This is a genomic window from Paenibacillus sp. FSL R7-0345 (assembly GCF_038595055.1).
Taxonomy (GTDB): domain Bacteria; phylum Bacillota; class Bacilli; order Paenibacillales; family Paenibacillaceae; genus Paenibacillus_AQ.
This window is the reverse complement of sequence record NZ_CP152002.1, coordinates 165,783-178,945: the sequence shown is the minus strand read 5'-3', so window position 1 is coordinate 178,945 and position 13,163 is coordinate 165,783. Positions and strand designations below refer to the sequence as shown.

General features: G+C 50.4%; 13 protein-coding genes and 1 tRNA gene. 2 read left to right on the top strand and 12 right to left on the bottom strand.

Translation table 11 applies throughout. From position 1 onward, the window contains the following. Window positions 1–61 precede the first annotated feature (61 nt). Both gap and NST84_RS00890 read right to left on the bottom strand, forming a co-directional pair. Window positions 62–1,072: a type I glyceraldehyde-3-phosphate dehydrogenase gene (gene gap, locus NST84_RS00895; RefSeq protein WP_342563802.1), complete on the bottom strand. Its 1,011-nt coding sequence runs from the start codon at window positions 1,070–1,072 to the stop codon at window positions 62–64. A gap of 116 nt (window positions 1,073–1,188) precedes the next feature. Continuing rightward, a complete protein-coding gene (locus NST84_RS00890; RefSeq protein ID WP_342563801.1) occupies window positions 1,189–2,241 on the bottom strand; it encodes a sugar-binding domain-containing protein in 1,053 nt (350 codons plus the stop codon). Window positions 2,242–2,580: 339 nt separating this feature from the next. On the opposite strand from NST84_RS00890, the gene NST84_RS00885 reads away from it, so the two are divergent. Both NST84_RS00885 and clpP read left to right on the top strand, forming a co-directional pair. Next, a tRNA-Arg gene (locus tag NST84_RS00885) sits at window positions 2,581–2,655 on the top strand. 192 nt (window positions 2,656–2,847) lie between these two features. Then, the gene (clpP, locus tag NST84_RS00880) at window positions 2,848–3,444 is read left to right on the top strand and encodes an ATP-dependent Clp endopeptidase proteolytic subunit ClpP (RefSeq protein ID WP_068721693.1); all 597 of its coding nucleotides are present in this window, start codon (window positions 2,848–2,850) and stop codon (window positions 3,442–3,444) included. A 104-nt stretch (window positions 3,445–3,548) separates the two neighbouring features. Here clpP and NST84_RS00875 read toward each other — a convergent pair whose 3' ends face one another. From NST84_RS00875 to NST84_RS00830, 10 genes are all read right to left on the bottom strand, one after another. Continuing rightward, window positions 3,549–4,187, bottom strand: coding sequence for a GDSL-type esterase/lipase family protein (locus NST84_RS00875; protein WP_342563800.1), 639 nt, complete (start codon window positions 4,185–4,187; stop codon window positions 3,549–3,551). 185 nt (window positions 4,188–4,372) lie between these two features. After that, the gene (locus NST84_RS00870) at window positions 4,373–5,473 is read right to left on the bottom strand and encodes a DUF4163 domain-containing protein (RefSeq protein ID WP_342563799.1); all 1,101 of its coding nucleotides are present in this window, start codon (window positions 5,471–5,473) and stop codon (window positions 4,373–4,375) included. Window positions 5,474–5,759: 286 nt separating this feature from the next. Continuing rightward, window positions 5,760–6,518 carry an SIMPL domain-containing protein gene (locus NST84_RS00865; RefSeq protein WP_342563798.1) on the bottom strand — a complete coding sequence of 253 codons (759 nt, stop codon included), beginning with the start codon at window positions 6,516–6,518 and terminating at the stop codon, window positions 5,760–5,762. 164 nt (window positions 6,519–6,682) lie between these two features. After that, complete coding sequence (locus tag NST84_RS00860; protein ID WP_019914358.1) at window positions 6,683–6,952, bottom strand: HPr family phosphocarrier protein; 270 nt, start codon at window positions 6,950–6,952, stop codon at window positions 6,683–6,685. 97 nt (window positions 6,953–7,049) lie between these two features. Continuing rightward, a complete protein-coding gene (gene whiA / locus NST84_RS00855; RefSeq protein ID WP_342566314.1) occupies window positions 7,050–7,979 on the bottom strand; it encodes a DNA-binding protein WhiA in 930 nt (309 codons plus the stop codon). 34 nt (window positions 7,980–8,013) lie between these two features. After that, window positions 8,014–8,949: a YvcK family protein gene (locus NST84_RS00850; RefSeq protein ID WP_342566313.1), complete on the bottom strand. Its 936-nt coding sequence runs from the start codon at window positions 8,947–8,949 to the stop codon at window positions 8,014–8,016. Between the two features lie 56 nt (window positions 8,950–9,005). Then, window positions 9,006–9,905, bottom strand: coding sequence for an RNase adapter RapZ (gene rapZ / locus NST84_RS00845; RefSeq protein WP_342563797.1), 900 nt, complete (start codon window positions 9,903–9,905; stop codon window positions 9,006–9,008). A gap of 46 nt (window positions 9,906–9,951) precedes the next feature. After that, a complete protein-coding gene (locus NST84_RS00840) occupies window positions 9,952–10,902 on the bottom strand; it encodes an ROK family glucokinase (RefSeq protein WP_342563796.1) in 951 nt (316 codons plus the stop codon). Window positions 10,903–11,445: 543 nt separating this feature from the next. Next, on the bottom strand, window positions 11,446–12,711 hold the full coding sequence (locus NST84_RS00835; RefSeq protein ID WP_342563795.1) for a DUF438 domain-containing protein: 1,266 nt from the start codon (window positions 12,709–12,711) through the stop codon (window positions 11,446–11,448). Between the two features lie 30 nt (window positions 12,712–12,741). Further along, a complete protein-coding gene (locus tag NST84_RS00830; RefSeq protein ID WP_342563794.1) occupies window positions 12,742–12,969 on the bottom strand; it encodes a DUF1858 domain-containing protein in 228 nt (75 codons plus the stop codon). Window positions 12,970–13,163 lie beyond the last annotated feature (194 nt).

Here is a 13,163-nt window from a genome sequence, read left to right as displayed (position 1 = left end):
AAGAGCGGAAACAAGGAACCTCTGTTTCCGCTCTATAGATGCTGCTTATGTTAAGCCGGTCTTACTTAGCCAGTTTTGCGAAGTGTTCCAAAGTGCGAACCAGCTGTGCAGTGTAGGACATTTCGTTGTCGTACCAAGCAACAGTTTTAACCAGTTGTTTGTCGCCAACAGTCAGGACTTTAGTTTGTGTTGCATCATACAGGGAACCGAAAGTCATACCCTTGATGTCGGAAGATACGATTTCATCTTCAGTGTAGCCGTAAGTTTCTGGGTCGGAAGCTTCCTTCATTGCTGCGTTGATTTCTTCAACAGTTACGTTCTTATCAAGTACAGTAACCAGCTCAGTCAGGGAACCTGTAGCAACAGGCACGCGTTGTGCTGCTCCGTCAAGTTTGCCTTTCAGTTCTGGGATTACCAGACCGATTGCTTTTGCAGCACCGGTAGTGTTAGGAATGATGTTCTCAGCAGCTGCGCGGGCACGTCTGAAGTCACCTTTAGCGTGAGGAGCATCAAGTGTATTCTGGTCGCCAGTGTAAGCGTGGATAGTAGTCATCAGGCCTTCAACGATTCCGAACTTGTCGTTCAGGACTTTTGCCATTGGAGCAAGGCAGTTAGTTGTGCAAGATGCGCCGGAGATAACTGTTTCGGAACCATCAAGGATGTCATGGTTAACGTTGTAAACAACAGTTTTCATGTCGCCAGTTGCTGGAGCAGAGATAACTACTTTTTTAGCTCCGCCTTTGAGGTGCTTTTCAGCAGCTTCTTTAGTTGTGAAGAAGCCTGTGCACTCCAGAACGATATCTACGCCGAGGTCGCCCCAAGGCAGTTCTTCTGGGTTACGGTTCGCAAGAACCTTAACTTCTTTACCGTTTACTTTGAAGAATCCGTCATGAACTTCAACGTCTCCCTGGAATTTACCTTGAGTTGTATCATATTTAAGCAAATGAGCAAGCATCTTAGCGTCAGTCAAGTCGTTGATTGCTACCACTTCGATACCTTCTACATTTTGAATACGGCGGAATGCAAGGCGTCCAATACGTCCAAAACCGTTAATACCAACTTTTACACTCATTGAATAGTTCCTCCTAGAGTTCGTTTTATTTATTCAAGACAAGCGGTGAAGCTCGTCAAGACAACAATGTTAAGTATAATGCAAAATAACTGCGCGCGCTCCCCATATCCTGGAATCTATAGCGCATGCTGCAACTCTGTGTCGATTTCTTTGCCGATTTCGACAGCAGCCGCCTCATCAATAACCAGAATATCCTCTTGCCCGAAGCGCAGCATTGCGTGGATTGCTTTGGCTTTGCGCTTGCCCCCGGCGATCCCGATAACAACTTCCGTGCGGATAATATCCTCTAAACGGAGTCCTATGGTACGCATAGTATGGACAACCTCGCCAGCCTCGTTAAAATAATAGCCGAACGATTCGGCAACCGCGCCTTCAGCCTGAATCTCCGAAACCGTAGTCTCATCCAGCTTGCGGCGGCGGGTCATTTCCAGGGCATCGCCGATCCCATGAACAATAATACGCGATCTGCGGATGATTTGTACAATTTCCCCGATGTTCGAGTCATGCCCCAGCGACTGGTAAGCTTCTTCGCTGAGCAGATCCGGCACATGCAGCAGACGGTAGTTAGCTCCGATCCGCTTAGCCATAGTTGAAGCAATCGTATTGGCCTGAATCTCCATGCTTTCTCCAAGTCCTCCGCGTGCAGGGACAACCCATGCATTCTTATAGGAGGCGGATAGCGGCAGGGTCAGCTGATCGGCCATATCAGCCAGTGTAGAGCCGCCTGTTACGGCAATGGTATCGTCGCCGCGCAGCACACCCAGAAAGGCTTTGGCGCCTGCACGTCCCAGCTCACGTTTGGTGAACGGGGATGATTCGCAATCACCGGGCACGATAATAACTTTACTAAGATCATACGTTGAGCGGATCTTCTCTTCCAGATCATCCAGGCCAAACAGGCTCTTGGCGATCGGCTCCAGCAGGTCAAGCGTTCTGCGACCGGCATCACTAATCCGCATGCCGACACTCTCGATCTCAATGAGCCCTTGCGATTTCAGAAGATCCGTCTCGGCACGCAGCACCCGCTCGGTCATATCCAGCGACGCGGCCAGCGTTCTGCGCCCGATAATATCGGACAGCATGATCTGATGTAGAATCGTATAACGTCTCTTAAGGGTTTCCATGAGATCCGGCAGAAGCTGCTTTTGGATTTCCAATAAATTGCGCATGCTTTCACTCCTGCAACTTCGTCTTTCTCTATTCCCTTGTTCGTGGTCTCAAAATGTCCCGGGTTAACTTTTTAAGTCCCACTCATATTCTAACCAAATATTACGCGGAGTGCAAGTCATCCGAGAGTATAATTCTCAACCGCTTTTCATCTTATACATTTTATACATCTGTCACAGGGTGTAAGAGAAGAACGGCCCTCCAGTTCAGCTGAAACAGCCGGCTTCTCTTATTAAACAAAAAACCTGAAAACGGGCCTTTTATAGAACAAAAAGTTATTTTAAGGACATCTTCAATGTCTGTTGCAATTTATGGATTCATGTATTATAATAAATTCTGTTGCGCCCGTGGTCCAATGGATATGACGTAGGCCTCCGAAGCCTGAGATCCAAGTTCGATTCTTGGCGGGCGCGCCATTAATTTCATGTTTGTACATAATTTAGCAGTTGTCCTACTGTTAATTAACCAAAGAGCCGCTTGTCGGCTCTTTTTTTTAAAACTAAGTTTGACTTTCTTTGACTTTTTGTTTGATTTTGTTTATCATGTGGTTAATACGGTAACAGTAAAAATGAACACATTCGAACAACCCATTCAAGGAGGTTTTACACGTGAGTTATATTCCTATGGTAGTAGAACAAAGCAACCGCGGCGAGCGCGCTTATGACATCTATTCCCGCCTGCTGAAGGACCGCATTATTTTCCTTGGAACGGATGTTAATGACGTGGTAGCCAATTCCATCATTGCCCAAATGCTGTTCCTGGCTGCCGAAGACCCGGATAAGGATATTCACCTGTACATCAACAGCCCGGGCGGTTCGATCACAGCCGGCATGGCTATCTTTGATACAATGCAGTACATCAAACCCGACGTATCCACTATTTGCGTAGGTATGGCCGCTTCCATGGGAGCTTTCCTGCTGAATGCCGGTGCCAAGGGCAAACGCTTCGCGCTGCCTAACAGCGAAATCATGATTCACCAGCCGCTCGGCGGAGCTCAGGGCCAGGCAACGGACATCGAAATCCGTGCCCGCCGCATCCTGAAGCTGCGCGACAAGCTGAACCGCATCCTCTCTGAGCGTACCGGCCAGCCGCTGGAACGCATTGAGAAGGATACAGACCGCGATTACTTCATGAGTGCTGCCGATGCAGCTGAATATGGTATCGTTGATAAAGTTATCGAGAAGACACTGCCAGCCGGCGTGTAAGCGGGATAACAGCAAAGAAGGCTGCGGGGACCATTATCGGTCCCCGCAGCCTTTTTTTGATGAAGCTGTATGATGAAGCTCTGATCCAGGCCATATTGCGGCTATTAGCCCAAGCGCCCGTACCCGAGGCCGTCCAGCTTATTGGCGATAACCCGGTAGCCCCTGCTGTTAGGATGAATATGATCAAGGAACAATAAGCCGCGTTCGTTGCCGGCAAATTCATTATAAATGGAAGCGAATCCGCAGACCCGGCTGCTGTAGCCGGACGTATACCGGTTAAACTGCCGGACCCATTCTGTAGCTTCATCTATCTGCGGGTAGGGATTGTATAATCCGACTATCCGGATGATGTAAGGCTTACTCACGCCTGCCTTAAGCTGTGTCAGCGTTCCCATGATATCACTGATATTCTGTTTACAGCCGCGCAGTGCCTTTTGCAGCAGCGGTGACAGATCACCGGGGCGGCTGCCGGCTGCCTTGGCAGCTTTGATCAGGTCGTTGCCGCCAATCGAGATTGTAATCAGATCCGCTTCCTGCACAGCCAGGCGAAAGTTATAGTCGCCCTTCAGCCGCTGCTCCAGTCCGTCCGTAGTCAGCCCGTTCACACCAAGGTTCGTCAGCCGGATAGGTGTCCGCAGGCGGGCCTCTGCCATTCTCCGGTAGACCGGCACAAACCCGTTTCCGGGCAGCGCGCCGAAGCCTGTCGTCAGGGAGTCCCCAAGTGCCGTGTACTGATAGCTCATCCTTATCTTCCTCCCTCCTGTTATGCGGTACATTCTACAGCTTATGAACAGGAGGGGCGCCCCGTAACGGCAGGACGTCCTTATATGCAGATGCGGATTTTTTAACGGCAAAGAGCCCCCCCGGCCCTCTGATCGGGGAAAGGAAGGGCTCTTTTGTTCTGCCCCTGGGGGCAGCGTGCGAATGTTTACTTGAATGCTGCAAACGGGCTGGTGCCGTCCGGCAGCAGTTCCTTAAAGGTAAAGTCAAACTGCGGGAATCCGGAAGCGTAAGCAGTGTATTCATACAGCTGGAAGAACACGACGAGCTTGCCTTCTTTTAAATAGAAATATTTCTCTGTGTTCAGTCCGGTAAATCCGCCGAGGTAGCCGCCCTCTGCCTTAATTCTCTTAGAGAGCTGTGCGTTCAGCTCTTTTTTATAATTCGGGTTGGCCTTCAGCAGATCACCGATCAGCAGGCGTTTGCCGTCCTTCAGTGAGAAGGTAAAAGCATTGCGGTAAGTCATCCCGTGCGCTCCGCCGGTATACCCGTATTGCTCTGTGACAAGGCTGAGGACACCGTCCTTATTGTACGTTACTACATATCCGCCCTGGAACTCATACGGACGGTCATCCTCTGGCCGGTTTGCAATCTGCTTTTCTGCATCTGCCGCATAACTGAGCACCTGCTGTTTAATCATATCATTGATCTTTTTCTGTGCATCCGCATTAACCAGCCCGCTCACCTGCGGGTAATCCAGCTTGATCGGAGCAACCTCCGACTCCTTAACAAAGCTTTCCGTGCTGATAGTAATGGCATTCTGCTTTTGTTTCATCACATTCAGACGGCCGGTGGATGCACTCCAGTCACCCTGGTAGCCGAGATAATCGGTCATCAGGTCAAACGGGATATACAGCCGGTTATTTATATTTTTCGCTTCATAATCCCCGAGAAAATAATTGTTTACAGAAATAGCTGTACTGTAATCCGAAACCATCAGCTTGGTCAGCGTATTGCCTTTGCCGATGGAATACGTCTTCTCCGCTTTATCATAGGTTACAGGCATTTTCAGTGTATCGCGCAGGAAGCTGACCGGCACCCACACTTTGCCTCCGCTGTAAATCCCGGTCTGCTGTGTAACGCTGCCGTTCCATTTCAGTACCACTGAGGACTGGGCAGCTTGAGCCTGTGCTGCAGCCGGTGCCGCTTGAGCCGCTTCTGCGGACAGCACTCCCCCTCCAAGCAGCAGACTTGCTGCTAATACCCCTGTTCCCCATTTGCGCAATTGTTCCTTAAGTATAATATTCATGTCGATTTCCCCTTCCGCAGGTACGATGATTGACTTGATGTTCCCTTAAGACCCGGAAAGCCTGGCTGTCCCGGCCCACTCTTCTTATTATAGAGAGTACAGCTGCCGCGGTTGTTACAAATTTCCTTACAGTTTCTTAAGCATTTACGTCGATTTTAAAAGGTCTTGTTACCTTTCCTTAAACAAAATGAGAGCTTTTCTACCTTCCGGCCCTTTTCCCGGCTGAAAAAAAGAGCCCCGCCTCACCGCATTGCGGCAGAAGCAGAGCCTGTATCTGTTCCATTTCCTATTTCAGTTCATATACCACGCTAAGCTGGGTGGAAACCTTCACTTCGCCCGGTTCTACAGAAGTGCCACCAGCTGTATCCGCTGCCGCTTTACTCATAGCCGCATTTTCCATGTAATAAACAGGGTTATTCCCGTTGTCGTTCTGGGTTACTGTAACCACCTGGCCCAGACTGCGCTTGGCTGCTTTAGCGATAGCAGCAGCTTTTACATCAGCGTTAGCCATAGCTTTCTCGATAACCTGTGCTTCAAAAGCGGACGGATCCTCAATCGCAAACTGTGCGCTGCCGATATTGTTTGCACCTGCTGCTGAAGCGGCATCGAGCAGAGCGCCAACCTTGGTCAGATCACGGTAAGCTACCTGCAGTGTGTGCTGTGCGATATAGCCTTTTACCTGCTGCCCGTCTTTTTCTGTGTAAGCATAGTTAGGCTGTACACTGAACTGTGTGCTCTGGATATCCTTATCGGAAATTCCCCATGTAGTCTTGAGCAGCGCTGTTATTTTAGCAATTTTGGCGCCGTTGTCCTTTTGCGCTTCTTGGGCTGTGCCTGCCGTTGTGTTTACACCGATCGACAAGTAGACGATATCCGGCTTGATTGAGAGCTCGCCTTTGCCGGTCACGCTAACAATATTGCGGGTAATTTCTTCAGCAGCGTAAGCCTTTTCCGGTCCCTTAAACACACTGCTCAACCCCATTCCTCCAACAATTAGACTTCCTGCCAGCAGTACCGTTCCAATTGATTTACCCAGCTTCTTCATTTTAACTTCCCCTTTCATATTCTTGTTTTGTTTGGTACCCTCTAGACGGGCCTCATTGGTAAAAGTTGCATCAGGTTCTCGGTTTTGAAGAACATTTTTGAAGAAATGAAAAAAAGCCCCGAAGGGGCTCTTTGTAACTTCATCTTAAGTTAGGCCGGAACCACTTATTGGTTCTCCAGCTCTTCCTTGCTTACAAGACTTGTCAAAGCGGTTACAGCCTGATCCGCATCCGCGCCATCCGCGCTGATATAAATCTCCGTGCCGGAACTGATCGCCAGGCTCATAATGCCCATGATGCTTTTGGCGTTAACTTTTTTATCGTCTTTTTCCACGAAAATCTCCGACGAAAACTTGTTGGCTTCCTGCACGAACAATGCTGCCGGCCGAGCATGGAGCCCCGTCTTCAACCGTACAACTACCGGGTGCTTTGTCATGAAACGCTTACCCCCTATTTGAGATCTGCCCAAAAATTTCACATTAATTTTATAATATTATATCATTATAACCTCATCCACACTAGAAAAAAAATAATTAGCCGCCGCGGACCTTCTCCGCCAGCTCATCAATTTTGCGCAAACGGTGGTTTACTCCTGATTTACTGACGTTCCCCTTCAGCATCTCACCGACTTCCTTCAGGTTGATATCCGGGTGTGCCAGCCTGATTTCTGCGACCTCGCGCAGCTTATCCGGAAGGCTCTCCAGCCCCATTTCACGCTGCAGCAGCTTTATGTTCTCAATCTGCCGCACCGCCGCGCCGATCGTTTTGTTCAGGTTAGCCGTTTCACAGTTGACGATGCGGTTCACGGAGTTGCGCATGTCGCGCATAATCCGCACATCCTCGAATTTAAACAGCGCCTGATGCGCACCGATTAGGCTCAGGAACTCGATGATCTTCTCGCCTTCCTTAATGTATAGGATAAAGCCTTTTTTGCGCTCTATGCAACGGGCGTTCAGGTGAAATTCACCAGCCAGCTCCACCAGCGCTTTGCAGTGCTCTTCATACATGGAAGCGATTTCCAAATGATAGGACGAGCCTTCAGGGTTATTTACCGATCCGCCGGCCATAAAGGCTCCGCGGAGATAAGCCCGCTTACAGCAATTTTTCCCGACCATTTCCTCGTCTATTCCATCATTAAAGATGAAGCCCTCGGATACAATCCGCAGGTCCTTCAGGATCTCCTGTACCCGGCTGGGGATACGGACAATATAGACGTTATTTTTCTTCAAACGCATTTTTTTACGCACGAGCAGCTCGATATGGACCTGGTAATATTTCTTAAGCAAAGAATATACCCGCCTTGCAATCGCGGCGTTCTCCGTCGAGATGTCTAAGACCACCTTTTTGCTCGAAAGCTGCACGGATCCGTTCATCCGGATCAGCGCTGACATCTCCGCCTTCTCACAGCAGGGCTGGCTCTCCACCATCGTCAGCTCTTTTTTGGTAAGGGCCGCAAAAGACAAGGGGCTCACCTCTTTCATGTTCATTGAAGCTTGTTTATCTGGAAATCCAATCTTTGACCAGCTGGTAAATATGGTGGCTGAGCTTATCTGTATCATGCCTCAGATAGGTCTTAAACAACACCAGTTTATCCGCAATTACTTTGTACCCGTTGCCGTCAAGCACATCCAGGTCAAGCAGCACAGGGCGTGCGCCCTTCTCGGCATATTTGACCTGTACCTGCTCCGGAATCTCCCCGTCGTTGACAATGACATAATCAAACAAATGCAGGCCGATATGATCGTATACAGCTTGAAGATGATCGCTGACGGTATAGTTGTCCGTTTCGCCCGGCTGGGTCATGACATTGCAGACGAAGATTTTGATCGCATCCGATTCTACAACGGCCTCAGCCAGCTTGGGAACCAGCAGGTTGGGCAGGATGCTGGTGTACAGGCTGCCGGGTCCGCACAGAATGGCATCCGCGTTCCGGATTGCCTCAAGCGCCTCCGGCAGCGGTTCCACATCAGCCGGCTCCAAAAACACCCGTTTGATCCGGCCGCCTGCCTCGGGTATTTTGGACTCGCCTGTCACAATGGTGCCGTCCGCCATCTCGGCATGCAGCACTACCGCTTCTCCTGCAGCAGGCAATACCCGCCCGCGGACAGCAAACAACCGGCTCAGCTCACGTACAGCAGTGACGAAGTCACCTGAAATGTCGGTCAGCGCTGCAAGGATAAGATTGCCGAGACTATGACCGGCAAGTCCCTCCCCGGTGCTGAAGCGGTATTTCATGATCTGCGCCATCAGCGGCTCTACATCAGCCATAGACGTCAGCACGTTGCGGATATCGCCGGGAGGCGGCATCTGCAGCTCACTGCGCAGAATGCCGGAGCTGCCCCCGTCATCTGCCACTGTTACAATTGCTGTAATATCAAGCGGCTTTTCCTTCAAACCGCGAAGCATAACAGAAAGCCCTGTACCGCCGCCCATTACGACGATACGCGGACGTTTCTCTTGTTCCTCGGACACTTAGACCCCTTCTCTCGTTAATGCCGGTCACGCTCGGAATCCCGGTGGCTGACCGCTACCGTCTCCGTCTCGCTCACTCCCAGCATTTTGCCCAGATATTCGGATATGGCCACCGAACGGTGTTTGCCGCCGGTACAGCCAATGCCGATAATAATCTGGGATTTGCCTTCTTTACGGTACTGGGGAATCAGGAAATGAAGCATATCCAGCAGCTTGGTCAGAAAAACCTGCGTTTCGGGCCATTTCATTACATAGTCGTATACATCGCTGTCCTGGCCGGTCTTGGGCCGCAGTTGATCCACATAATGCGGATTAGGCAAAAAGCGGACGTCAAACACGAGGTCTGCATCAATCGGTATACCATACTTGAATCCAAACGAAGTAATGTTAACGGAGAGTGTGCTTTTGCCCAGATGAGAAAATCTGGAGACTATCTTCTCTTTCAGCTGCACCGGCTTCATACTGCTCGTATCCAGACACAGGGTAGCCGAGTTCTTCAGCTCCTCCAGCATCTGGCGCTCCAGCCGGATGCCGTCAAGCGGCATCCCCTTTGGAGCAAGCGGATGATGGCGGCGGCTCTCCTTATAGCGTTGTACCAGCACAGAATCCGTAGCATCGAGGAACAGAATTTCACAGCCGATCGTGGACTCATTTTTGATATAGGTCAGCGATTCAGATAAAGCCGTAAAAAATTCCCGTCCCCGTAAATCAATAACAAGCGCCACTTTGGCAATCTTACCTTTAGACTGCTCAATCAGTTCAGCAAATTTCGGAATCAGCACCGGCGGCAGATTATCTACACAGAAAAATCCGAGGTCTTCCAAACTTTGTACAGCAATCGTTTTGCCTGCGCCTGACATGCCTGTAATAATAATCAGGGTGGCGCCGGCCGTTTCGGAGTGCTCCAATTCGGTCATGAGAGCGTTCCCTCCCTAAGAATAGTATATGAATAATTCCAGTCTTTTAAGAACGCAACAAGAGACCCGCTGCACCAATAATACCGGCATCATTTCCAAGCTCCGCCGGCACGATGGTAACGCCCTTCTGCAGCGGCGCAGGAGCCAGCTTGGCATAGACACGGCGTACCTCATCGAACAGAATGTCACCTGCTTTGGACACACCTCCGCCGATGATGAACACTTCCGGATTCAGCACGGCAGCAACTGCAGCAATAGACTTGCCGAGGTAGAATGCAGCACGGTTAACAATACGCAGAGCTACTTCATCGCCGGCTTTCGCAGCATCAAATACTTCCTTCGCCGCAATCTTTTCCACCGTAGAGAGCGAAGTACGGTCCCCGCGTGCTACAGCATCATTTGCCATACGGATAATGCCTGTTGCCGAGGATACGGTCTCCAGACAGCCCATATTGCCGCAGCCGCACTGGATTGCTTCCAGGTCAGGAACAACAGAGATATGGCCAAGCTCTCCGGCAAGTCCGCCGAAGCCCTGGTAGACCTTACCGTTAATGATAATACCGCCGCCCACACCGGTTCCCAGCGTGTAGCAGACACAGTTCTCAATACCACGGCCAGCGCCGCTCCAGGCTTCACCCAGTGCAGCCACATTGGCGTCATTGTCTATTTTGACAGGCTTGTTAAGGCGTCCTTCCAGGATGGAACGGATCGGCACATCTCTAAATCCTATGTTAGGCGCAAGAATGATGATTCCTTCACGAATGTTTGTAAATCCGGCCAGGCCTGCTCCCACACCGGCAAGCTGTTCCCAGGAGTACGGGGATTCTTCCACAATCAGGCGCACATACTTCTCGATGTTATCGATAACGGCATCGACGCCATCCGCAGTCCCCGTAGGTCCCTCATAAGTATGCAACAGGGTTCCCTCGGCATTGCAGATTCCAACCTTAATCGTGGTTCCACCTAAATCCACGCCAACGTAGATATTCTCAGACATGTAACAAGCCACCTTTTTCTATGCTAAAATAGTTAATCCTACGTACCCACTATAATAGAAGCCTCCCCTGCGGTCAAGGAAAGGCGGCACACCCGGCTATATACCCTACTCTAAAAACTAAGCTGGATAAAAAGAGGCCGGCAGAGCCGGCGTCGGCGGATTCCTTTTTCGGGCATATTAATGTTGTATGCGTTATCACTATAATCTATGACTTGTATACTATTACAGGTATCCTCGTAGCTGGCTGCAAGCGGAAAATAGAATCAGACGCATTTTTGCCTTTCATTTCGGCCATTCTGCCCCGCTAACGCGAATCAAGGGCATTTTTGCCTCTCATTTCGGCCATTCCGCCCCGCTGACGCGAATCAAGGGCATTTTTGCCTTTCATTTCGGCCATTCCGCCCCGCTGCCCCATTTTGGTAGCATTTCCTATAAATCAACGGACCCGCACCTAAAGCGGCTTGACTTTACGCAGACTACACTCTCCCAACCAGCAGAAAAAGGCGCAGGCCCCGAGGCCTGCACCTTATCCAAAAACCAACTCTATTCCGACAAAATCCGTTTCTGGCCTTCCAGCGCGCGGATCGGGGCGATATTCTGGGTGAATTCCAGCGTACCCATGTAACGGCCGGCTTCATCACGGACTGCGAAGTAACGGATATAAATAAACTTGTCTTTAATATTAATCCAGAAATCCTCAGCATCCTTGCGTCCTGCCTTAAAGTCCTCCAGCAGCTTCTCTACTACATGTACGCTTTGCGGCGGGTGGCAGTTCTGAACGGTACGGCCGATGACGGCTTTGGTCCGTGCAAAAATCCGTTCCTTGCCATGGGAGAAATAACGGACAACGTCATTCTCGTCGATAAAGGTCAGATCAACCGGCAGATGGTTCATCAAGGTCTCCAGCTGATGCAGCGACAGCAGACCTGTCTCAAAACGGATAAAGCCCTGGGGGCTCTCGCCGGCCTGCTGCTCCTCCGCAGAGATAGTGGCTCCTTCCGGTTCAGCTGCACGTTCCGGAACCCACTCCTCCTCCGGCGCCGTCAGGCAGAAGCCGATCTCGTCGCTTTCGCGGGCGATTTTGACCCATTCATCCTCAGTCAGCTTGTCGAGCGCCATCGGCAGCAGAATATTTTCTTCCTTAAAGATCATTTCGTTGACTTCCTGTATAATATGGGCCAGCTGTTCACCGATTTCATCCTTATTGCCGCTGTACGAGCTAAGCGCTGCCTTGGCTCCCTTGATCATCGCCCGGATGCCGTCATCCACACCCCACATTACTTTGGTCGGTCCGTAGATGCCGTACTTCTCCAGATAAGGGAACAGCAGATTCTCCTTACGGCTATAGTGCTTATCGAGATCGAGCAGCAGGCTCAGATCCTCCAGCAGCTTGAAGATGATCTCCTCGCTGTCATTCTTCAGGAACTTGCCGGCATGCAGCTCCAGATGGAAGTTAACCAGCCGTTCAATTTCACGGTTCTCCAGCTTGAAGGTATGCACCGGATGACCCGGCTGCTCCTCCGGCTTCGAGGAACGGTGAATCTGTTCGATCGAGCCTTTGAAAATCGCGGTATGCACCGAGCACAGCCGCTGCACCTCTGCTACAGGAATGCCCTCCTCCGTCATCAGCGAGTGCTCCATTGCCGAAATTTCTGCCACCGTTACATCGCCAACAGCCTCAGCAAAACGCGCTTTGACCTCATCCACACTCTTGCCGGCATGCAGCTCTTTGATAATCTCCTTAAGCATTGCCTGGCGGCGCGTCTGCTCAGGTACGTCCACTTCACGGTTGTTGATTAATTCACTCATTGTACTCTCTCCTTTATAATCGGGATGCTTCTATTCAACAATCTCGAAACCATGACGGACAAAGATCTGTCTGACGGTTTCCGGATCCATTTTCTTAAGTTTGATTCCCTTCGACAGGGTCATGAACCGGCCTGCGGTCTGCAGCATCCCCGGTTTGGCAATATCCTGAAAACCCAGCTCTACCATAATACCGGTTACCTCGGGATGCCGGCTCACCAGCTCGAATATGGACTCATCCATCCTCAGCACTCTGTTCATGATCACCATTCCTTTAGCCTACTTATTGAGAACTCTTCTCAACATTAGCTTAGCATAGGCCATTAACGCATATTGTGATTCCAATCACTAAGTTGCGGCGGGTATGTACTTTATTTTTAAAATAAAAAAAGACTGCCTTCTGCGCTTTGCCGCGCGGGACTGCAGTCCGAATTAATTATCCGTAGCTAATTGAA